At 72.5% G+C, this 21,559-nt stretch carries 19 protein-coding genes; 5 read left to right on the forward strand and 14 right to left on the reverse strand.

The window, feature by feature from the left end; translation table 11 throughout:
* Nucleotides 1–53 precede the first annotated feature (53 nt).
* From D5S19_RS12150 to hpnC, 4 genes are all read right to left on the reverse strand, one after another.
* Nucleotides 54–1,088 carry a polyprenyl synthetase family protein gene (locus D5S19_RS12150; protein WP_120023452.1) on the reverse strand — a complete coding sequence of 345 codons (1,035 nt, stop codon included), beginning with the start codon at nucleotides 1,086–1,088 and terminating at the stop codon, nucleotides 54–56.
* On the reverse strand, nucleotides 1,085–2,437 hold the full coding sequence (gene hpnE / locus D5S19_RS12155; protein WP_120023453.1) for a hydroxysqualene dehydroxylase HpnE: 1,353 nt from the start codon (nucleotides 2,435–2,437) through the stop codon (nucleotides 1,085–1,087). The genes D5S19_RS12150 and hpnE overlap by 4 nt, the downstream gene beginning before the upstream one ends.
* 97 nt (nucleotides 2,438–2,534) lie before the next feature.
* Nucleotides 2,535–3,395, reverse strand: a complete 861-nt coding sequence (gene hpnD, locus D5S19_RS12160) for a presqualene diphosphate synthase HpnD (protein WP_120023454.1) — start codon at nucleotides 3,393–3,395, stop codon at nucleotides 2,535–2,537.
* The gene (gene hpnC / locus D5S19_RS12165) at nucleotides 3,392–4,264 is read right to left on the reverse strand and encodes a squalene synthase HpnC (protein WP_120023455.1); all 873 of its coding nucleotides are present in this window, start codon (nucleotides 4,262–4,264) and stop codon (nucleotides 3,392–3,394) included. The genes hpnD and hpnC overlap by 4 nt, the downstream gene beginning before the upstream one ends.
* A 152-nt stretch (nucleotides 4,265–4,416) precedes the next feature.
* On the opposite strand from hpnC, the gene D5S19_RS12170 reads away from it, so the two are divergent.
* Entirely contained in the window at nucleotides 4,417–5,634 is a 1,218-nt protein-coding gene (locus D5S19_RS12170; protein WP_120023456.1) for a PucR family transcriptional regulator, read from the forward strand.
* Between the two features lie 92 nt (nucleotides 5,635–5,726).
* Here the strand turns inward: D5S19_RS12170 and D5S19_RS12175 are convergent, their stop codons facing one another.
* Nucleotides 5,727–6,476 (reverse strand): SDR family NAD(P)-dependent oxidoreductase, encoded by a 750-nt coding sequence (locus D5S19_RS12175; protein WP_120023477.1) that lies wholly within the window; start codon nucleotides 6,474–6,476, stop codon nucleotides 5,727–5,729.
* A complete protein-coding gene (locus D5S19_RS12180) occupies nucleotides 6,476–7,141 on the reverse strand; it encodes a VC0807 family protein (RefSeq protein ID WP_120023457.1) in 666 nt (221 codons plus the stop codon). Before D5S19_RS12180 ends, D5S19_RS12175 begins: the two co-directional genes overlap by 1 nt.
* A gap of 110 nt (nucleotides 7,142–7,251) precedes the next feature.
* Here D5S19_RS12180 and D5S19_RS12185 point away from each other — a divergent pair, with 110 nt between their 5' ends.
* Together D5S19_RS12185 and D5S19_RS12190 are read left to right on the forward strand one after the other, a co-directional pair.
* The gene (locus tag D5S19_RS12185; RefSeq protein WP_233573851.1) at nucleotides 7,252–8,223 is read left to right on the forward strand and encodes a DMT family transporter; all 972 of its coding nucleotides are present in this window, start codon (nucleotides 7,252–7,254) and stop codon (nucleotides 8,221–8,223) included.
* 132 nt (nucleotides 8,224–8,355) lie between these two features.
* Nucleotides 8,356–10,731, forward strand: a complete 2,376-nt coding sequence (locus D5S19_RS12190; RefSeq protein WP_199730455.1) for an MGDG synthase family glycosyltransferase — start codon at nucleotides 8,356–8,358, stop codon at nucleotides 10,729–10,731.
* Nucleotides 10,732–10,932: 201 nt separating this feature from the next.
* On the opposite strand, the gene msrA is transcribed toward D5S19_RS12190, so the two are convergent.
* The 6 genes from msrA to D5S19_RS12220 all read right to left on the reverse strand — a co-directional run bounded on the left by msrA (nucleotide 10,933) and on the right by D5S19_RS12220 (nucleotide 17,022).
* Nucleotides 10,933–11,439: a peptide-methionine (S)-S-oxide reductase MsrA gene (msrA, locus tag D5S19_RS12195; protein WP_233573852.1), complete on the reverse strand. Its 507-nt coding sequence runs from the start codon at nucleotides 11,437–11,439 to the stop codon at nucleotides 10,933–10,935.
* A 96-nt stretch (nucleotides 11,440–11,535) separates the two neighbouring features.
* Nucleotides 11,536–12,348, reverse strand: a complete 813-nt coding sequence (locus D5S19_RS12200) for an ABC transporter ATP-binding protein (RefSeq protein WP_120023459.1) — start codon at nucleotides 12,346–12,348, stop codon at nucleotides 11,536–11,538.
* The gene (locus tag D5S19_RS12205) at nucleotides 12,345–13,004 is read right to left on the reverse strand and encodes a FadR/GntR family transcriptional regulator (RefSeq protein ID WP_120023460.1); all 660 of its coding nucleotides are present in this window, start codon (nucleotides 13,002–13,004) and stop codon (nucleotides 12,345–12,347) included. The genes D5S19_RS12200 and D5S19_RS12205 overlap by 4 nt, the downstream gene beginning before the upstream one ends.
* A gap of 35 nt (nucleotides 13,005–13,039) precedes the next feature.
* Nucleotides 13,040–15,127, reverse strand: coding sequence for an iron ABC transporter permease (locus tag D5S19_RS12210; protein WP_120023461.1), 2,088 nt, complete (start codon nucleotides 15,125–15,127; stop codon nucleotides 13,040–13,042).
* The gene (locus D5S19_RS12215; RefSeq protein WP_120023462.1) at nucleotides 15,127–16,131 is read right to left on the reverse strand and encodes an ABC transporter substrate-binding protein; all 1,005 of its coding nucleotides are present in this window, start codon (nucleotides 16,129–16,131) and stop codon (nucleotides 15,127–15,129) included. Before D5S19_RS12215 ends, D5S19_RS12210 begins: the two co-directional genes overlap by 1 nt.
* Nucleotides 16,132–16,176: 45 nt before the next feature.
* On the reverse strand, nucleotides 16,177–17,022 hold the full coding sequence (locus D5S19_RS12220) for an ABC transporter ATP-binding protein (RefSeq protein ID WP_120023463.1): 846 nt from the start codon (nucleotides 17,020–17,022) through the stop codon (nucleotides 16,177–16,179).
* Between the two features lie 192 nt (nucleotides 17,023–17,214).
* Between D5S19_RS12220 and D5S19_RS12225 the strand changes: the two genes are divergently transcribed.
* Nucleotides 17,215–18,573: an aminotransferase class I/II-fold pyridoxal phosphate-dependent enzyme gene (locus tag D5S19_RS12225; RefSeq protein ID WP_120023464.1), complete on the forward strand. Its 1,359-nt coding sequence runs from the start codon at nucleotides 17,215–17,217 to the stop codon at nucleotides 18,571–18,573.
* A 44-nt stretch (nucleotides 18,574–18,617) separates the two neighbouring features.
* Here the strand turns inward: D5S19_RS12225 and D5S19_RS12230 are convergent, their stop codons facing one another.
* Nucleotides 18,618–19,895 carry an FAD-binding protein gene (locus D5S19_RS12230; RefSeq protein WP_120023465.1) on the reverse strand — a complete coding sequence of 426 codons (1,278 nt, stop codon included), beginning with the start codon at nucleotides 19,893–19,895 and terminating at the stop codon, nucleotides 18,618–18,620.
* A gap of 92 nt (nucleotides 19,896–19,987) precedes the next feature.
* Between D5S19_RS12230 and D5S19_RS12235 the strand changes: the two genes are divergently transcribed.
* A complete protein-coding gene (locus D5S19_RS12235) occupies nucleotides 19,988–20,845 on the forward strand; it encodes an NAD(+)/NADH kinase (protein ID WP_120023466.1) in 858 nt (285 codons plus the stop codon).
* Here D5S19_RS12235 and D5S19_RS12240 read toward each other — a convergent pair.
* A complete protein-coding gene (locus tag D5S19_RS12240; protein WP_233573853.1) occupies nucleotides 20,814–21,290 on the reverse strand; it encodes a pyridoxal-phosphate dependent enzyme in 477 nt (158 codons plus the stop codon). The two genes, D5S19_RS12235 and D5S19_RS12240, sit on opposite strands and share 32 nt — an antisense overlap.
* Nucleotides 21,291–21,559: the final 269 nt, after the last annotated feature.

The following is a 21,559-nucleotide window of genomic DNA, read 5'->3' on the forward strand; positions in this document are numbered from 1 at the left end:
GGCCTCCCGACGCAGGAAGAAACGGGCATGGTGGGTCGGTTCCGGAAGGGGCATCACGCCTCCCTGTGCACGATGAACCGGGCGATGTCGATCAGGTCGGCGCGGGGTCCGGCCGGGATCGGGGCGAGTGCCTGCTCGGCGGTGGCGACCCGGCGCGCGGCTTCCGCGACGGCCCATTCCCGGCCGCCCGCCGCGGCGACCAGCGCGGCCACCCGGGCCAGCTCGGCCTCGTCTGGGGGCTCCGGCGCGGCGAGCCACTCGGCCAGCTCCCGTCCGGGCGCGCCACCGTGGGTGGTGGCGTACGCGACCGGCAGGGATTTCTTGCCCGCGTGGAGATCGGAGTACACGGACTTGCCGGTCACCGCCGGATCGCCCCAGATTCCGAGCACGTCGTCGACGAGCTGGAAGGCCAGGCCGATCTCCTCGCCGAACACCGTCAGCGCCTCGATCACCTCATGGTCGGCCCCGGCGAGCACCGCACCGATCGCGGCGCTCGCCGACAGCAGCGCCCCGGTCTTGCCCCCGGCCATCGCCACGCATTCGGCGACAGTGACGTCGTCGCGCTCCTCGAACGCGACGTCGAGCGCCTGGCCCTCGATCAGCCGCCGGGTGGTCTCGGTCAGCAGCCGCGCGGCGGGCACGGTGTGCGGGGAACCGCTGTCCAGCACCACTTCCAGCGCGAGCGCGAGCATCGCGTCGCCGGTCAGGATCGCGCTCGGCGCGCCCCACAGCGACCACACCGTGGCCCGGTGCCGCCGTTCGGTGTCGCCGTCCATCAGATCGTCGTGGACGAGCGAGAAATTGTGCACGAGTTCCACGGCGACGGCGCCGGGCACGCCGATCTCCACCGCCGCTCCGGCGGCCTGGGCGGACACCACGGCGAGCGCGGAACGCACCGCCTTGCCCCCGTTGCCCGCCGTGGGCGCACCGTCGCAATCCGTCCAGCCGAGATGGTAGGCGCTCTGCGCGCGGCTGGATTCGTCCAGCCGTGCCACGGCCTTTCGCAACGCGGGCTGCACGAGGTCGCGTGTCCGTCCCAGTATCCCGGGAACCCCAGTGGCAGACGCGGAGCCCATGGTGGTGGTCATGCTCCGACTCCCTCCTTCTTCTCGGGCACGTTCTGCTCCAGGAGAGCGGAAGCCGCGGCGGCACCACTGCGGGCGGCGCCCTCCATCGTCGCGGGCCAGCCGGTGGCCGTCCACGCACCGGCCAGGTACAGCCCGTCCGCCGCGGTCACCGCGGGCGGGCGCAGTGACGCGGTCCCCGGCCCGGGCCGGAAGGTCGCGTGCCGCTCGCGGGTGACGAAGAAGTCGAGCACCTCCGCATGCGCGGCTTCCGGGAGCAGGCTGGTGAGCTCGGGCAGCAGCCGGGCCCGCAGGGCCGCGGACGGCAGGTCGATCTCCGCGTCCGCGGCGGAAAGCGACATCGCCAGGTACTGGCCGGTGTCCAACCCGGACTGACGGGTGCGGTCGAACACCCACTGCACCGGCGTGCGCACCCCGGCCACGAACGGCTCGGCGAGCACCTTCCGGTCCAGCACCACGTGCACATTGACGATCGGGGAGCTGCCCAGCCCACCGGACCAGCCCGCGGGCAGCCGGATCGCGCCCGCCGGGGCGAGCCGCTCGGTGACCGGCGGCGGCGTGGCGAGCACGACCTGGGCGAACTCCTCCACCTCGCGGTCCGTGCGGATCCGCCAGGAATCCCCGTCGCGGGCCAGCTCCCGGACCTTCGTGCCGGTGCGGACCGTGGCACCGGCTTCGATGAGCCGGGCGAACGCCGGTTCGCCGTGCAACTCCGTCAGCGGCACCAGCGACCAGCCGATGTCGGCCGCGGCGGGATCGGTCAGCAGGCCCTCCTGGAAGACCGTCGCGGCGAGACTCAGCGAGGCTTCGTCGGCGGTCGCGTTCAGCGTCGCCACGCCCACCAGGTCCCACAGCGCTTCGATGGCCGACGCGCTCTGCCCGTGCCGGCGCAGCCATTCGCCGAACGACTGGCGATCGGTACGGTCGTCGGCCGGGTCCACCCGCCGCAACGCGAGCGCGGCGAGGGCGAACCGGGCCCGGTCCAGCGGGCGCAACGGGTCGTACCGCACCAGGGAACCGGCCAGGTGCAGCGGCGCGGGCAGGGCACCACGGCGCAGCCAGGTCGCGCCGGCGGTGCCCGGGACGCGGATGGGGATTTCCAGCCGGGGCTGCAGCAGCACCTTGCCGGCGACGCCGAGGCGTTCCAGCAGCGCCAGATAGGCGGTGCAGCAGCGCAGGAACACGTGCTGGCCGTTGTCCACATGCAGCTCGCCGCGGCGGAACGAATGGGTCAGCCCGCCCAGCTGCGGCCGCGCCTCGAACAGAGTGACCGGCCGCCCGGCGTCGGCGCAGGCGAGCGCGGTGGCGATCCCGGCGAGCCCGCCACCGACCACGGCGACCGCGGTGGTCATGCCGATTCCGGGGAAGGGAACGGGTCGGTGCCCGCATTGGACAGCGCGCCGCCGGCGGTCCTGCCGCCGCCGCGAGAAGCCTCCCACCGGGGCGCGGTCATCGTCCGGCTCCGGTGAGTGCCCGTGCTGCCACCACGGCCTTTTCCCGGCCGGTCAAGGAAAGCCGCCGATCGAACACCCGGGACGGCTGCTCGTCGATCCGGTCCAGCAGGGTGCGGTAGATCCCCGACATCGCCGTGCAGCAGGCGGCGCTGCGGCGATCGAGGGAGGGCACGAGGCGCAGCCCGCGTGTGTACCACTCCCTTGCCCGCGCTGCTGTGTCGTGGATCAACGCGGTGAGCCCGCCACCCGGATCGGCCAGGTTCCCGTCCTCGCCGATCGCCAGGTCCACACCGAACCGGTCCAGGTCCTCTTTGGGCAGATACACCCGGCCGTTGCGCAGATCCTCCCGGATGTCGCGCAGAATGTTGGTCTGTTGCAAGGCTATTCCCAACTCGTCGGCGTAGCCGGGGGCGGCCGTGTCCGGGCGGCTGCCGAACACGCCGAGGCACAGCCTGCCGACCGAGCCCGCCACGCATCGGCAGTATTCCACCAACTCCTCGAACCGCACGTACTTGCGGCCGGTCACGTCCATCTCGACGCCGTCGAGCAGTTCCTCGAACGCACCGAGCGGAATCGGGTAGCGGCGGGCCGCGTCGGCGACCGCGACGTATACCGGGTCGGTGTTCGTGGACAGGTCGCCGAGTGATTTCCGGACCTCGGCCAGGCCCTGCAGCTTCGCCTCGGCCGACAGCGCGGGGTCGTCGCCGATGTCGTCGATGATCCGGGCGAGCGCGTACACCGCGCACAACGCCGATCGCTTGGCCGGCGGCAGGAGCCGGATGCCGTAATGGAAATTGCGCGCTTGCTCCCGGGTGATCCGCGCGCAGTGCGCGTACGCGTCTTCGACCGTCGTCATCCGGACCGCCTCTCCGTCCTCGCGCTCACCTGGAGCCACCCCAGCCATCCCAGTACCCCGGCTCGGCTCGGGCGAACCGGCCGTCCGAGCACGTCCCCGCGGCTGTCGCGCAGCGCGTCCACCGCTGCGAGCCCACCGGCGAGGAAGCCGCTCACCGCGAGCCGTCCCCAGCCGGACAGCCGCTCGATCAGCTCCGCGCCGCTGCCCAGCAGGGCGGCGGCGCGGTCGGTTTCCCAGCGCATCAGTTCCTTCAGCCGCGGCGACGCGTGCGCCGCGGCCAGCTCCCGTTCCGCGACGCCGAACGCGGCCAGATCCTCCTGCGGCAGGTAGACCCGCCCGTTGCGGTAGTCCTCGCCGACGTCCTGCCAGTGCTCCACCAGCTGCAGCCCGGTGCAGATCCGGTCGGACAGCCGCGCCGCGGACTCGTCGCGGACGTCCAGAAGCGACAGCACGATCCGGCCCACCGGATCCGCGGAGAGCCGGCAGTACTCGCGCAGCCCGGCGTAATCCGCATAGCGTTTTACGCGCTGGTCCTGCAGATTCGCCTCGATCAGGTGCCGGAACGGGGCCTGCTCGACCCGGCCGCCGCGGATCGCCGGGACCAGCGCGCGCAGCGCCGGGTCGGCCGGTTCGGCGCCGGCGAACGTCGCGGACAGCTCCGCGCGGTAGGCCTCCAGCCCGGCGCTGCGCTCGCCCTCGGCTTCGTCCCCCAGATCGTCGACGGTGCGCGCGACGCCGTAGACCGCGACCAGGTCCGCCCGCAGTGGCCGCGGCAGGATCCGCAGCGCGACCGGGAAGTTCTCCGCGTGCCGCTTCGCCCGCAGACCGTCCCGTTCCGGACTGTGACGGCCAGGTGAAGTGCGTGTCATCGAGACAAGTCTGGTCCGCCCGGATGGGCGGCTTCTGCAACCGGATGGAGAATTTTGGTGGCTTCGACTTGGCACGAGACAACAAAGTGGGGTGAGGATAGGCGCGAGGACTCACGCAGCGGCAGGCGGCGACGGAGGGAGGGCCGGACGAAATGGGACCCGATCAGGTGACCCGGCTGGACGAGCTGGAAGTCGTCGTGACCCGGCGGCTGCCGGCGATCCTCAACGAGGTACGCGATCAGCTCGTCGATCAGCACCCGGACTACGCGGAGTTCCTGACCGAGGAACTGGCCGAGATCGTCACCGCGAGCGCCGGATTCGTGCGGCGGCTGATCGCGCTGGCCGCCGAGGAGCCCGAGCAGGATCTCCCGGGGCTCGGCTCCGGTGTGGAGCAGGTGGTGTTCGAGGAGATCGGCCGCAGCCAGTACCGGCAGGGCCGCCCGGTGACCAGCCTGCTGTCCGCCTATCGGGTGGGTGCGCGGGTGGCCTGGCGGCATGTCTCGGAGGCAGCGCTGGGGCTGGAAGTGGAGGCCGAGCTGTTCGCCTCGCTGGCCACCACCGTGTTCGCCCTGGTGGATCAGCTTTCCGAATCCTCGCTGCGCGGGTACCTGCTGGAGCAGTCCGACGGGGTGCGGGTCCGGGAACGGCTCCGGGACGAGCTGACCGAGCTGCTGCTGTCCGATCGCGCGGACATGGCCGCCGTCCGCGCCGCCGCGGCCCGCGCCGCCTGGCGGCTGCCGCGCCAGGCCGCGGTGGTGCTGGTGGAGGACGAGAACGAGCTGGGCCGGGAGCTGGTGTCCCGGCTGGACGACACCTGCCTGCGGCTGCGCCGGCCGGGCCTGCTGGTCACCATCGTGCCCGACCCCGGCGGACCCGGGCGGCGCGCCTGGCTGGCCGGGGCGCTGCGCGGGGCGGGGGCGGTGGTCGGCGCCACGGTGCCGGTCGACCGGCTGCCGGCCAGCCTCCGGATCGCCGAGGTGACCGCCCGGCTGCGCCGCGATCACCTGCTCAGCGACGATCCGGTGTTCGCCGACGAGCACCTCGACGCGATCATCGTGCACCGCGACGACCGGCTGCTCGACGCGCTGCGCCTGCAGGTGCTGGCCCCGCTCGCGGAGCTGAACGACTCCTCGCGCGCCCGGCTGTCCACGACGCTCACCTCGTGGCTGCTCCATCTGGGTGACCGCAAGGCGGTGGCCGAGGACCTGCACATCCACCCGCAGACCGTGTCCTACCGGCTCGGCCGGCTGCACGAGCTGTTCGGGCCCGCACTCGACGACCCCGCCTCGCGGGCCACCCTGCTGCTCGCCCTGGCCTGGGGCGCGCCGGGCGAGACGGGCGATCCGGCGGAACCGGGAGATCCGGGGTGAGGTCGGGAATAACCCTGATGCCCGGAGGTATTGGCAGAACTAGGTTCGAGAACGTCCGGGCCGGCGTCGCGGGAGGAGGTGCAGTGGACCGGTCAGCTTTCCGCCCCGAAGCGCGTCGCGAGCGCGCGATACGCGCCGGGCACCACGCCGCGCAGCGCGACCGGGACGCGCAGCCACCGCGGCACGTAGTAGTCACCGGGCTTCTCCGCGGCCCGGACCACGGCGTTGGCGACCCGTCCGGCGCTCACCGGCCGGGGCGTACTGCGGGTGTAGGGCTTGCCACGGCGGGTGAAGAACTCCGTACGAACCACGCCGGGGACAACCACGCCGACGCCGATCCCTGTGCCGTGGAGTTCGAACCGGAGGCTTTCGGCGAAGGCGTCGAGGCCGGCCTTCGTCGCCGCGTACACCGCTTCGCCCGCGACGCCGGTGCGCCCGGCGATCGAGGTGACGAACACGATCCGGCCACGCCCGCGCGCCAGCATCGTCGGCAGCAGTGCCCGGGTCAGCTCCAGCGGTGCTGTCAGGTTGACTGCCGTCAGCCGGGTGAGCCGTTCGGCGGGCAGCTCCGGCAGCGGCCCGGCCCAGCCGAGCCCTGCGTTGTGCACCAGCAGGTCCAGCTCCTCGGCAGCGAGCCGCTCTGCGAGCCGGGAGCGCTGCTCCGGGTCGGCGAGGTCCGCGGGCAGGGTGGTCCCGCCGGTCTCCGCGGCGAGCGCGTCGAGCCGTTCCCGATCGCGGCCGTGCAACAGGACGTGGGTACCGCCGGCGGCGAGCAGGCGGGCGGTGGCCGCACCGATCCCGGACGAGGCGCCGGTGACCAGCGCGGTGCCGAACCCGGGCATCAGCCCGCCGGCACGGCCGCCGGACGGCGGCCCATCCGCAGCACGATGCCCGCCGAGCGCAGCGAGCGCCGGAACCACCACAGCGAGCCGAGGATGGTCAGCCCGACCAGGCTGTACGAACCGGCCGTGCTGACCATGAGGAAGTCGCCGACGGTGGCCTTCGCGAGCAGCAGGAGGGTGACCCCGCCGTTGACCGCGAAGACCAGCGCCCAGAGCAGGGACAGCCGCTGGAAGAACCGCCGCATGCCGGGGTGGCCCGACAGCGTGTCCGGCAACGAGCAGAACTCGCCGGCCAGCCGGGCCAGCAGCGGCTTGTTGAACGGCGCGGAGACCAGGAACAGGCAGGCGACCACGAAGTTCTGCAGCGTGGGCTGCAGAAAGTACAGGAACGTGCTGCCGGTCGCCAGGCCCAGCACGGTCCGCGCGACCAGCAGCCCGGTGGTCAGCAGCAGCACCGTGGGCACGGGTTTGCGCAGCACCAGCCGGGTGGTGAGCACGGTCACCGACCAGCACAGGGCGGCGATCACCCCGGAATCGAAACTGACCAGCGTGAGCAGGAGGTAGAACAGGCCGGCCGGGACCAGCGTCGACTCCAGCAGATGCCGGCCCCCGCCGACCACCAGATTGCGGAAGGAAGGCAGGTCGATCGTCAGGTGGTGTCGCATAGGGTCGCTTCTCGTCCTCCGGTACCGGGTCGACCGGGTCCCCTGCCGCGGCCTGCGGGCTGCCAACAGCATAAACACGGCGGATGGGGATGATGTGAGGTGAGTGTGCCATGACCGCTGCCACGGGGGTGTCGCTGTTCGTGGCCGTCCCCGCCGCGGTGCTCGGCGCCGTGTGCATGGGGCTCGCGAGCGCCGCCCAGGCCAGGGCCACCAAGGAGGTGGAGGCCGGGGGGCCGCTGGACCTCACGCTGTTCCGCCGGCTCGTCGGGCGGCCGTTGTGGCTGATCGGCATCGCGGGCACGGTGCTGGGGCTGATCCTGCAGCTGGTCGCCCTGGCCTACGGGCCGTTGCTGCTGGTCCAGCCGTTGCTGGTGACCTCGCTGATGTTCGCCGGGTTCGCCTCCGCCCGGCTGGAGCGGCGCCGCCCGGACCGGATGATGACCTTCGGTGCCCTGCTGTGCGTCGCCGGGCTTGCCGGGCTGCTGGTCGTGGCCCGGCCCAGCGGCAACGGTGCGACGCTGGTCACCGGGGCCGCGCTGCTGCCGCTGGGTCTCGTGCTGGCCGTGCTCACCCTGCTCGGCCTCGGGTTCGGCGCGTTCAGCCGGTCCGCCTCGCTGCGGGTGCTCGGTCTCGCGGTGGCCACCGGGGTGCTCTACGGCCTGACGGCCGGCCTGATGAAGGTGGTCGCGAACCAGTTCCGGATCGGGGCGGGGGAGCCGTTCCGGCACTGGACGCTGTACCTGGTGTGCGTGATCGGCCCGATCGGGTTCCTGCTCAGCCAGAACACCTTCCAGCAGGGCCGGTTCCTCACCCCGGCGCTGGCCGTCATCACCGCGCTGGATCCGCTGGTCGGGGTCGCGATCGGACTGTCCTGGATGGGCGAATCCGCCAACGGCACCCCGCTCGCGCTGTTCGGCGAGGCCCTCGGCGGGCTGGTCATCGTGGTCGGGATCGTGATGCTGTCCACGCGGGCCTCGCACCTGTCGGCCGAACCCGTCGCCGAGTCCGGGGAAGCCGTCGAGCCCGAGCACCGCGGGCCGGGCGACGGCGACGGCTACGGCCTCGCCGGATCCGGCTGCTGACGCCGTGTGCTTCCCTCGCTCCCGTTGTGGAGAAGCTGTGAAGGGTCCCTTCACGGAATCAGGGTCCGTGAAGGGTCCCTTCACGGACTCGGACTGGTCGTCAGCCGTCCGTTGCTGGGTGAAAGGGGCGCGGTGGAACGGGTACTGATCGTCTCCGCGAACATGGGTCAGGGGCACAACGCCACGGCGCGGGTGCTGGAGAGCGGCGTGCGGGAGCGGTGGCCGGGGGCCACCGTCGAGTGGATCGACCTGCTGGACCTGCTCGGCCCCGGGATGGCTCCGCTGCTGCGCCGGCTGTACGTGGCGAACGTGGAGACCACGCCGTGGCTGTACGAGTTCTTCTATCGCGCGATCTGGCGGCTGCCGTGGTTCGCCGCGGTGTCGCGGTGGGTGGTCGGCCAGTGGTGCGGGCGGCGGCTCGCCCGGACGGTCGCGCGGTTCGTGCCCGAGCTGGTGCTCTCCACGTATCCGATGGCGACGGCGGGGCTGGCCTGGTTGCGCCGCAGCGGCCGGCTCTCGGCGCCGATCGGGGCGTGGGTGCCGGACTTCGCGCCGCATCCGTTCTGGGTCTACCGCTCGGTCGACCTCACCATGGTGATGCACGAGATCGCGGTGCGGCAGGCGCTGGAATCCTGCCCGGCGGCGCGGGTCGAGGTGTCCGTGCCGCCGGTGCGCGCGGAGTTCCGGCCGGGCGACCGGGCCGGCGCCCGGCAACGGCTGGGCCTGCCGCCGGACAAGTTCGTGGTGGTGATCTCGTGCGGCTCGCTCGGGTTCGGCGCGGTCGAGGGGGCGGCGCTGGAGCTGCTCGACGCGGACCCGGCGGTGCTGCCGGTGGCCATCTGCGGGCGTAACGAGGCGCTCGCCGAGCGGCTGCGCGCGCTGGGCGAGCCGCGGCTGCGGGTGGTCGGCTGGACCGACGAGCCGGAATCGTACGTGCTCGCCTCCGACGTGCTGGTGACCAACAACGGCGGGGTCACCGCGATGGAGGCGCTGGCCTGCGGGCGGCCGGTGCTGATCCACCGCGCGATCGCCGCGCACGGCAAGGCGAGCGCCGGGGTGATGGCCGCCGCGGGGTTCACCCTGCGGTCCGAAAAGGACGGTGAGCTGGCGGCCGTGGTGCGCTCCCTGATCGCCGAGCCCACCCGGCTCAAGACGATGGTGGAGAACGCGATCCGGCACGGCGAGACGGCCGTCCCGATCGTCACGGCGCTGGAATCGCTCGTCGAGGGCCCGCACAACGGGGCGACCCGGCGGCTGCGCCCGGAAGACGCGTTGTTCGTGCACGCGGCCACGCGCGAGGTGCCGCAACAGGCCGGCGCGGTGCTCCTGTTCGACCCGAAGCCGGACGGCTCCCCGGTGACCCTGGCCGACGCCGAGTATCTGGTTTCCGCGACACCCGGCCTGCACACGCGGCTGCTGCCCGGAACCGGCCTGTGGCGGCCGAAGTGGCAGGAGGCCCCGGCCCGGACCGCGGCGGACGTGCTCGACCACGTCGAGACCGGTCCGGACGCGGATCTGGAAACCTCGGTCACGGAGGCGATGGACGAGTTCTTCTCGGTCGCGGTCACGCCCGAGCACCCGGTCCGCGCCCGGCTCGTCACCGGGATCGAGGGCGGGCAGGGCGCGTTGCTGGTCGCCCTGCACCATGCGGCCAGCGACGGCATCGCGGTGATTGCCGCGCTGGTCGGCCGGACGCGGGGCAAGACCGTCCTCGCCCCGCCGTCCCCGGCCCGTCGGGTTTCCTTACGGGGCAACCTTTTCTCTGCCGCACGAAGGCGTGACGCAGGCGAGCTGGCCCGCGGGATGTGGGCGCTGGCCAAGGCCGGACCCGCGTCCCGGGTGCGCTGGGAGACGCGGATCGACGGACCGCGGCGGCATTTCGCCCGTGCGCACCTGCACGCGCCGGACGTCCGGGCGGCGGCGCGGCGGATCGGCGTACCGACCACCGACCTCGTGCTCGCCCTCGTCGCCGAGGCACTGCACCGTGAACTGGGGGAGCGCGCCCCGGCGCGGATGCGGGTGCTGATCCCGATGTCGATCCGGGACACCGGCACGATCCGGCAACCGGGCAACCACACCGGCGCGGCTTCGGTGGACCTGCCGACCGGCGCGATGCCCCTGCCGGACCGGATCCGGCAGACCCGTGATCTGCTGGCCGCCCAGGTCGGCCGTGGGGCACCGAGGGCGGGTCACGCCGTGGTACGGGTGCTGGGCGTCTTCCCGCCCTGGCTGCACCACCGTCTGGCCCGGCTCGTCTACCGGGGCACCTGGTTCAGCGCGCTGGCCTCGGTGCTGCCCGGCGCGCGTTCCCTGGTCGTGCTCAACGGCGCGCGGGTGCGGACGGTGTATCCGGTGCTGTCCCTGGCCCCCGGCGTCCCGGTCGCGGTCGGGGTGATGACGTGGGCGGACCGGTTCACGGTGTGCGTGACGGTCCCGGTCGAGCAGGCGGCGCGGGGGGACCGGCTGGCCGGTGGGGTGGTGGAGGCGTTCGCCACCGTGCCGGCGTGAGCGCTGGTTCGGCGCACGGTGCCGTCGGCCCGGGTGGCTGGTTCGAGTGCTGTGAAGGGTCCCTTCACGGACTCTGGGTCTGTGAAGGGACCCTTCACAGCCTTCAGGTCAGTCCGGGCGTACGTCGCGCATCGTCCACAGTGGTCTCGCAGTTGAGGATGGCGCGGGCACGGCCGGTCTTGGCGGCTGCCGCCGGTGTGTTCAGGCGGTTTCCCGCTTCGGCAGTTTCCAGCCGGGCCGGGGGAAGTGGCAGGTGTAGCCCTGCGGGTAACGCTGGAGGTAGTCCTGGTGCTCCGGCTCGGCCTCCCAGAAGTCGCCCGCCGGGGTCAGTTCGGTGACGACCTTGCCGGGCCAGAGCCCGGACGCGTCGACGTCCGCGATGGTGTCCTCGGCGATCTTCTTCTGCTCTTCGGTGGTGTAGAAGATCGCCGACCGGTAGCTGGGGCCGAGGTCGTTGCCCTGCCGGTCCTTCGTGCTCGGGTCGTGCACCTGGAAGAAGAACTCCAGCAGAGCACGGAAATCGGTGTGCTCCGGGTCGTAGGTGACCTCGATCGCCTCGGCGTGCGAGCCGTGGTTGCGGTAGGTGGCGTTCGGCGTGTCGCCTCCGCTGTAGCCGACCCGGGTGGCGGTGACGCCCGGCTGGTGGCGGAACAGCTCCTCCATCCCCCAGAAACATCCGCCGGCCAGCAACGCCTTCTCGGTCGCCATGATCGTCTCCCGTTCGGATCGGACTGCAAGTACGTCGGGTACGACAGTATCCCGTCCGGGTCTATTCCTGGAGGCCGAGCGGGTCGGGCCGGCCGCTCAAGCGACCTCCTCCGCGCCGCGGCGGGCGGCGCGGGCACTCCACCGGCCGTCGTGCTGGGTCACGCGGATCGGGTGGCCGAAGGCGCGGCTCACGCTGCCCGTGGTCAGCGCCTGGTCGATCGGCCCGGCGGTGACGACCGAGCCGCCGGCGACCAGCAGCGCGTGCGTCGTGGTCTCGGGCAGTTCTTCGAGGTGGTGGGTGACCAGGACGGACGCGAGCCCGGGATGGCTGTGCGTGAGCAGGTCGACGGTCTCCAGCAGCTGTTCGCGGGCGGCCACGTCCAATCCGGTGGACGGCTCGTCGAGCAGCAGCAGCCGGGGTTCGCCGATCAGGGCACGGGCGATCAGGGCACGGCCGCGTTCGCCTTGGGACAGGGTGGGCCACCGCTCGGCGGTCTGGCCGGCCAGTCCCAGCAAGGCGATCAGGTCGTCCGCTTTCGCCGTCTGTGCGGCGGTGGGCCGCCACCGCGGTGGGGTGTCGACGCTGCCGGTGAGGCCGGTGAGCACCACGTCCCGGACCGTCAGCGGCGAGCGCAGCGGGTGGCGTGGGTCGACGTGCCCGATCTCCCGGCGCAGCGCCTGCAACTCGACGCGGCCGAGCTGCGCGCCGAGGACCCGCACGGTGCCGGTGGTGGGATGGGTGAGCGCGCCGCAGAACCCGAGGATGGTGCTCTTGCCCGCCCCGTTCGGGCCGAGCAGCGCCCAGTGTTCCCCGGCCCGTACGGTGCAGCTCACGCCGTGCAGGATCTCCTTGCCCTGCCTGCGGAACACCACGTCGGCCAGCTCCAGCACCACCTCGGCCGTGCTCACGAGAACGCCTCCTTGAACGCGGTCAGATGGGCCCGGCTCCGCGCCGCGGCGGCTACCGGGTCCCGGTCGGCGATGGCATCGGCCAGCGCGCGGTGCGCGGTCTGGTCCTCCTCCGGCGAGACGAGCGGGCGGGCCCGCAGCAGCTCCGTCATCGCCCGGTGGATCCGCGGGACGAAGCTGTCGAACAGCTCGATCAGCACGTCGTTGTGTGCGGCGGCGAGTACCGCCCGGTGGAACTCGGTGTCCGCGCGCACGAACTCGTCGCTGGTCAGGCGGGCTGCCAGCGCGCGCCGGACGGCACGGAGATCGGCCGGGGTACGGCGCTGCGCGGCGAGCGCGGCGGCCTCCGCTTCGATGGCGATCCGCGCTTCGAGTACGGAGACGATCGAAGCCCGGCGCAGCACGGCGTCCCATTCCTCGGGCACGTCCAGCGCGGTCACGAACACGCCCGCGCCCTGCCGGGAATCGAGTACGCCCTTGCCCGCCAGCTCGCGGATCGCCTCGCGCAGCGTCGAGCGGCCGACGCCGAGCTGGGCGGCCAGCGTGGTCTCGCCGGGCAGCTTGTGCCCGAGCGGCCATTCGCCCGCCCGGACCCGGGCCAGCAGGTGCTCAGCAGCCTGCGTGGCGAGCGGGTGCCGGGGGACCGCAGAGGACATGCCGAGGAGCCTACTCCTCAGCTTGTCTGAGGAGTTCAGCGCAGTGCCCGGCTCCGCCAGAGCAGCCACCCGAAGTACGGCGCGCCGATCAGCGCGGCCACCAGGCCCGCCGCCACCTGCGACGGCGCGAGCACGGTGCGGCCCAGCGTGTCGGCGACGCTCACCAGGACCGCGCCGAGTGCGGCGGCCACCGGCAGCACCCGGGAGTGCCGCGACCCCACGAGCGCCCGCGCCGCATGCGGGGCGACCAGGCCGACGAACCCGAGCGCGCCCACCGCGCACGCCGCGGCCGCCGTCAGCAACGCCGCCAGCGTGACCAAGCCGAGCCGCGCCCGTTCCATCGGCACACCCAGCACGCGCGGCACGTCTTCGTCGAGCGCGAGCAGATCCAGCGTCCGCGATCCGGACAGGGCCAGCGGCACCGCCAGCAGCAGGCACAGCGCGACCGGCACGATCTGCCCGAGTTCCCGGCCGTAGGTCGAACCGGAGAGCCAGGCGAGCGCGAGGTTCGTGTTCCACGGCGAGCCGAGTACTGCGATCATCGTGGTGATGGCGGTAGCTGCGGTGCTCATCCCGATGCCGATGAGCACGAGCCGCTCCGAGGACGCCCGTCTTCGGGCGGCGAGCCGGTACACCAGTGCGAAGGTCAGCAGCGCCGCCGCGGTGGCCGCACCCATCACCGGCCAGATCCCGACGCCCGGTACCAGGAGCACGACGGAGATCGCGCCGACGCTCGCCCCGGGGGTGACCCCCAGCAGTCCCGGTTCGGCGAGCGGGTTCCGGGCGACCGCTTGCACGATCGCGCCCGCGACGGCGAGCGCCGCTCCGCCGAGCAGCGCGGCCAGCACCCGTGGCCAGCGCAGATCCAGGACGAAGCTCACCTCGGTGCCGGAAAGCCCGCGCCACCAGTTCACGACGTCGCCGAGCAGCACAAGCCGGTCGCCGAGCAGCAGCGCCGCGACGAACGCACCCACCATCGCGATGGCGAGCACGACGCCGGTCGCCGCGACCCAGCGGCCCGAGCGGACGGTGCCGTGCGCGCTCGGCGCGCCGGCTTCGCCCGTGAGCCGGCGGCGGGCCAGCAACACCAGCACGATCCCGCCGGCCAGCGAGGTGACCACGCCGGTCGGTACCGCGGTCGCGAGATCCGCCGGGACGAGGGCGCGCAGCAGGACGTCCGCGGTGACGACGACGAGTGCCCCGGCCAGCCCCGCGAGCGGCAGCAGCAGCGGATGCCGCCCGAGCCCGGGCACGCGGTCGGCGACGAGCCGCGCGATCACCGGTGCGCACAGCCCGGCGAACCCGATCGGCCCGGCGACGGTCACCGAGATCGCCGCGAGCAACACCGCGAGCGTGACCGCGACGAGACGAGTGCGGGCCACGTCGATGCCCAGCACACGGGCCTGATCGTCGCCGAGCCCGAGCACGTCGAGCCGGCGCGCCAGCAGCAGCGTGCCGAGCACCGCGACCGCGATCACCGGCGCCGCAAGCGAAACCTGCCGCAGTCCGGATTGGACGGTCGTGCCGCTGCCCCAGGCGAACAGCCCGGTCGTCTTCTGCTGGAACAGCATCAGCAGCACCGAGGTGAGCGCGTTGAGCGCGAGCGCGATCGCCGAACCCGCGAGCACCAGCCGGGCCGGGCTGCCCCCGCCGCCTCGGGCCACTAGCAGCACGAGTCCCGCCGCGGCCAGTCCGCCGACGAAGGCGACCGAGCCGTTGAAGTAGAACGGCAGGGAGACGCCGAACGCGGAGACCGCGACCACCGTGACGTACGAACCCGCGTTGACCGCCAGTGTGTCCGGCGAGGTGAGCGGGTTGCGTGCCACGGATTGCAGGACACAGCCGGAAAACCCGAGCGCCAGCCCGACCAGCAGCGCGGCGGCGAGCCGGGGCAGGCGGCTGGCCACCAGCACTGCCACGGCCTGCTCGCGTTCGTCGCCGGCCGAGCCGGGCAGGATCGCGCGCAGCAGCTCACCGACGCCGATCTGCGACGTGCCCTGTAACAAGTGCACTGTGGACAGTACGACCAGCGCGACGATCCCGGCGGTGAACACCGCCGGCGCACCCAGGCGGAGCCTGTCGGGCGCCGCGGGCTTTTCCGGCGACTGCAGCGAAACAGGCATCAGGACAGCGCGTCGACGACCGCATCCACATACGCGGACGCCGACTTCGGGCCACCGAACATCCAGATACCGTCCGGAATCCGGTGCACGTGCCCGGCCTTCACGAAGGCCTGCTGCTTCCACACCGCGTTGTCCGCGAGGTCCTTTTTGAACACGTCGCCTTCGCTGTCGCTGGCCGCGTACACGAACGTCGTCGCCGGGTCGGTGATCTTGGTCAGGCCCTCGACGTCGGTGGAGGCCAAGCCGTAGGTCTTGTCACCACCGCCGGTCCACTGGTTGGCCAGCCCGAGTTCCTTCGCCACCCCACCGAGGAACGAACCCGGCGTGTACATGCGAACGGTGACGGTGCCGGAGGTCGCATAGCCGTCCGCCATGGTGAACGGCGCCCCGGTCTTGCCAGCCTTGGCGAGCTTGTCCTTCCCGTCGGCCACCTTCGCGTCGAAATCGGCCAGCAGTTTCCCGCCCTGCTGCTGCGTTCCGGTCGCCTCGGCCAACGTGGTCACGGTGCGGCGCAGGTAGCCGATCGGATCGTCCGAGTCCGAGCCCTTCAGCGCGAGCACCGGCACCTTTCCGGCGATCTGCGCGATCACGTTCTCCGGCAGGTCGGTGGTGGTGACCACCAGGTCCGGGTGCAGCGCGACGATCGCGTCGGTGCTCGGTTCGCCGCGGGTGCCCACGTCCGGAGTGGACTCGGGCAGCGGGGCGACCTTGTCGTAGACGTTGTAGTTCTTCACGTCGGCCGCGCCGATCGGTTGTACGCCCAGCGCCAGCAGGTTCTCGGTCAGGCCCCATTCCAGGGAAACCACCTTCGCCGCGGGTGCGGGCAGTCGCACCTCGCCGCGTTCGTCGGTAACGGTGACCGGGCCGGACGGTTTCGCGGAGGTGGTGCCTGCGGCGTCCGCCGGCGCTTCGGTGGTGCCGCAGGCCGAGGCGAACAGCACGGCCAGCGCGGCCGCGGCCGCCTTCACGAGCGGCCTGCGGGGAGAACGGGGATGTGGGGACACGGATCTTCCTTCTTCAGGTGGGGGTTGCGGGGTTGGGGAGCGCGTTCAGGCAGAGCGGGCCGTACGGCTCCGGGTGGTGTGCCTGCCGATCGGCCGGGTGCGCACGTGCCCGCTCTCGTCCGAGTACACCTCGATGCGCAGGCCGTAGACCTCGGTGAGCAGCTCGGGGGTGAGAACCTCGTCCGGGCGGCCGTCGGCCCGCACGACGCCGCGCGAGAGCAGCACGATCCGGTCGGCGACTGCGGCGGCCTGGTCGAGATCGTGCAGTACCACACCGACCGCGACGCCGTGTTCGTCGGCGAGGTCGCGGACCAGGTCGAGGGTTTCGATCTGGTAGCGCAGGTCGAGAAAGGTGGTCGGCTCGTCGAGCAGCATCACGCCGGTGTCCTGCGCGAAGCAGGTGGCCAGCCAGACCCGCTGCAGTTCCCCGCCGGAAAGCTCGCCGACCGGCCGGGCGGCCATCGCGGCGACGCCGGTGAGCCGCATCGCCCGCTCCACCACCGCGGGTCCCTCCGGGTCGCCGGAGCCGAAGCGGCCCCGGTGCGGATGCCGGCCGTAGCCGACCACATCGCGCACGCGCACCCCGCCGGGGGTGGGCCGGGACTGGGTCAGCATGCTCACGCGCCGGGCGAATTCCTTGGCGGACAAGGCACGCGCGTCGACCTCGGCGTCGCCGACGCCCGGCACGGTGACCGAGCCCGACTCCGGCCGGTGGAGCCGGGCCAGCGCGCGCAGCAGGGTGGACTTGCCCGATCCGTTCGGGCCGATGAGGACGGTGACCGCGCCGGGATGGAGGGCGACCCCCGCGTCCCGTACCACCGGATCCGCGCCGTACCCGAGGGTCAGGGCGGTGCCGGTGAGCGTCGGTGCGTCCGGCCGGGGAAGCGTCATGAAGGTTAGCCTAACCTGACAGGTCCGGTTTGTGCAGTCCGCGCGGCCGTCGGTGGCGCAGCTCACCGGGGACCGGTTTGTACCGGCCTGCGGCGTGGTGGCGCACCAGGATGTGAAACGCCTTGGCCGCGTCCGATTCCCGCCCTAGCTTCGGAACCTGACAGAAACCGACCGGACGAGGGGAGCCGGTGCGTGGCCATTGGCGAACTCGCGACGACTCCGCCGATCGGGCCGGGCTGGCTCGTCGCCCGGATCGGCGAGCGCACCGCGCGCGGCGTGGCGAGCACGGTCTCCGGCCTGATCCGCGACGGTCAGGTGCCGCCCGGCACGCGGCTGCCCACCGTGCGGGCACTCGCCGCGGAGCTTTCGGTCAGCCCCACGACCATTGCCGAGGCGTGGTCGCAGCTGCGCACCGCGGGCCTGATCGGCACCGGCCGCCGCCGCGGCACGGTCGTGCTCGAACCCCCGGTCGCCCCGGCGCCCGGCGGAGTCTTCTCCGGATGGTCGGCGGTAGACCTGGAACACGGGCTGCCTGATCCGGTCCTGCTGCCCCCGCTGGAGGACGCCGTGGCCGCCGGGGTGCGCACCGAACGTCCCGGCGGTCATGACGTGCTCACCGCCCGGCTGCGATCCGCCGTCCGCACGGACTGGCCTTTCCCGGCCGAGGCATGGACGATCGCGGCCGGCGGGCATGACGGGATGCTGCTGGCCTGCCAGGCCGTGGCGCGCCCCGGCGATACCGTCGCGCTCGAAACGCCGACCGCCCCGTGGCTACTGGACCTCCTCCGCAACTCCCGGATCCACGTCGTCGGCGTGCCCTGCGACGACGACGGCCCACAGCCCGCCGCACTGGCCGCCGTGCTCGCCACACACCGCCCGGTCGCGTTCGTCTACCAGACCCGCGCGCAGATCCCGCTCGGACATTCGGTGCCGCCCCAGCGCATCGCCGACCTCGCCGCAGTCCTGTCCGAAGAGGACCTCGCCGTAATCGAGGACGACGACCTCGGCCCACTCGCCACCGCATCCCCCGTCAGCCTCGGCACGCACCTGCCCGGCCGGGTGCTGCACGTACGCTCGTACTGCACCGCGTTCGGCCCAGAACTGCGAAGCTGCGTGCTCGGCGGCCCCGCCACGCTGATCGACCAGGTGCGACGGCATCGAGGCCCCGGCTGGTCGAGCCGCATCCTGCAGAACGCGCAGGCGTTCCTGCTCACCGACCCGGGCACCTCCGTCTTGCTCCACCGCGCTGCCCGCCGCTACGCCCAACGCCGCACCGCCCTGTCGGATGCCTTGCGCGAACAGGGCATTCCCGCTTCTGGCCGGGACGGTCTCGGGCTGTGGATCCCGGTCGCCGAGGAGTCCCGCACCCTGATCGCCTTGGCGGCCAAGGGCGTTTCGGCCGGCGAGGGGCGGCGGTGTCATCCGGCCTCAGGCCCGCCGCATCTGCGCGTGGCGACCGGGCAGCTTCCGGACGACCCGGCGCTGGTGGCGGATCTGGCCCGGATGATCGGGCGTGCCGTGCACCGGGGGCGGATTTCCAGCGTGGACTGAACGCTGTGGACTGAACGCTGTGGACTGACACTGTGGACTTCGGCTCAACCCTCAGTATCGGACAACGCCCAATCCAGGAACGGATTACGGAACTTCCCCTGCGGATCCAGCCGCCCGGCCAGCTCCCGGAACTTCGGCAATCCACGGTGTCCTGGTTCGAGCGGCTTGCCGTGCAACAGCTTGCCCCAGTGCGCGCGGACGGCGAACGGGGCGAGTCGTTCTTCCATCAGCGGCAGCAGGCCTTCGACTTCCGGCTGGCGGGGTCGCCAGGTGAAGTGCAGGGCCACGCGGTCGCCGCCGTAGCCGGGGCTCAGCCACAGGTCGTCGGCGGCCAGGGTGCGGATTTCCGAGACCAGCGCGAGTTCCGCGATCCGGTCGCCGATTCCGCGCAGGGCCTCGAAAACGGCCGCGGCGGAGGTGCGGGGGACGAAGTATTCGCTCTGCAGTTCCGCGCCGACGCTCGGGGCGAAGCCGACGCGGAAATGGGGCAGCCGGTCGTACCACGGGCCGGGTACGCCGCCTTGCACGGTGGTGTTCTCTGCGGATATGCCCGCGGCGTGTGCCGGGTGGCGGGGTCCGTCGGCGGGAAGGGCGCCGAAGAGCGTGCGGGGTACGTCGGCGGGGACGCGGTTCTTCAGTACCACCTGGTCGACGACGTCGCGCGCCCAGTTGGTGAACATGCTGACGCTGTACCCGGCCGCCTGGATCTCGTCGAAATGCTCGATCGCGGTTTGCCATGGAAGCGCGTCGAACGCGTCTTGCCTTACCTCGAAGGCCGGTTCCAGATCGAGTGTGAGCCGGGTGAGCACGCCGAGCGCGCCGGCGTTCACGACCAGGCCGGGGAAGATGTCCGGGTCGCCGGTGCGGCTGAACGTGCGCAGCTCGCCGTCTGCGGTGAGCAGTTCGATCGCGGACACCGCGGATGCGAGACCGGGCTGGTGCTGTCCGGAGCCGTGCGTACCGGTCGCGACGCTGCCCGCCACCGTGATGTGGGGCAGGGACGCGAGGTTCGCCAGCGCGAAGCCCGCTTCGTCGAGCTGCTCCACCACATCGCCGTAGCGGACCCCGCCGCCGAGGGTGACGGTCGCGGCGGCCGGATCGATCGTGGCGGGTACGTCGAGCGCGCTCAGGTCGAGCTGGAGGCCGCCCGGGCTGTCGGCCACTGCGTTGAAGGAGTGCCGGCTGCCGAGCGCCTTGACCCGGGGAGCCCGCGCGACCAGTTCCCGGGCCTCCTCGACGGTGCGTGGAGCGCGGATCTCGCGGGCTCGGTAGGTGAGGTTCCCGGCCCAGTTCGTCCGGGTGGCACGCGCGTCGTCGGTCACGAGCGCCGAGCTTAACCCGCGCGTGGCTCGCCACCCCGGGCGCGCCGGGGCAGACTGGGGCGCAGCGCAGGCTGACGCGAGGGGACACCGAGATGCATGCAGCCGGGCTGGTTCTGCACCCACGCCGGGATTCCGCGGCCGCGGTCGCCGCGGTGCTCGGCTGGGCCGCCGGACGCGGGATCGAGATCCTCGGCATCGCCGACGAGCTCGAGCGGCTCGACTGCTTGGCGGTCGGCGTGTCACCCGCCGAACTGGGCAGCCGGGCGGATCTGCTGGTCAGCCTCGGCGGCGACGGCACCATGCTGCGGGCGATGCGCCTTGCCGACGGGCAGCGTGCCCCGGTACTCGGCGTGAACCTGGGCAAGCTGGGCTTCCTCGCCGAGGTCGACGTGCCGGACCTGCCTCGCGCGCTCTCGGCCATCGACGGGCACGAGTTCACTGTGGAGCCCCGGCTCGCGGTCGACGCCCGGCTCGGCGAACGCACCGTGACGGCGTTCAACGACGTCGCAGTGGTCCGCGTACCCGGCGACGGCAGCGCGATCGTCGCGGTGCGGGTGAACGGCCAGCAGTTCGTCAGCTACGCCGCCGACGCGGTCGTCGTGGCCACGCCGACCGGCTCTACCGCGTACAGCTTCTCCGCGGGTGGGCCGATCACCAGCCCGTCCGTGGAGGCGCTGCTGGTGACTCCGGCTGCGCCGCACTCCGCGTACAGCCGGGGCGTGGTGTTGTCCGTACACGACGTCGTCGCGTTGGAGGTGCTGCCCTCCAGCGGACGGCTCGCAGTGGAGGTCGACGGGCAGGTGGCCGGGTACGTCGGGCCGGGGGAGACGATCGAGCTGAAGGCCCGCCCGGGTGCCGCGCGGGTGGTCCGGCTCGGCATGACGACCTTCTACCAGCGCGCCCGCCGCAAGCTGCGACTCACCGACTCCGCGGAGATCCCGCCGGGATGACGCCGTCCTTCGCGAGCAGCGGGACGTCGAGGGGCACCGTTTCGGGGTACTTGATCCCGGCCCCGGTGTTGAGGACGACGGTCTCGTCGTCCTCGCCGAGCCAGCCGGACTCCCGGAGCCGGTCCACCGCGGCGAAACAGGCGGCGCCCTCGGGGCACACGAACGTGCCCTCCAGCTCGGCGAGCCGGCGTTGCGCGGCAAGCAGTTCGTCGTCGGTGACCGCGACCGCGGTGCCTTCGGTGGCGTAAAGCGCTTCCAGGACCAGGAAATCACCCAACGCCTTGGGCACCGTGATGCCGAACGCGACGGCCCGGGCGTCCGGGAATGGCTCGCTTTCCGTTGCCCCGGCGGCGAAAGCTTCGACGATCGGTGCGCATCCGGCGGCCTGGACCGCGACCAGCCGCACGTCCCGGACCGGCAGCACCTCGTGGTAGCGCCACAGCATCGGGGAGTCCCGTCACATGGTCTCGGCATATGGCCGGTGATGCCGGACGACGCTCCCCGATGGTCTGAACATCCTTCGATTCCGGCGGGAACTCGCCTGGGAATTTGCCTGGGAATTCGCCGAAGGCTTGGCGTCTGAGCGTCGACGGCGCCGCGGAGCAGGGGCTTTACCCGCAGGGTGTCGGCAAAGTCGGTGTGGAGGTCCGTGAAGGGACCCTTCACAGACTCAGAGTCCGTGAGATAGTGACCAGATGTCCACACCCGAGCTCC

This window comes from Amycolatopsis panacis (assembly GCF_003600245.1).
Classification (GTDB): domain Bacteria; phylum Actinomycetota; class Actinomycetes; order Mycobacteriales; family Pseudonocardiaceae; genus Amycolatopsis; species Amycolatopsis sulphurea.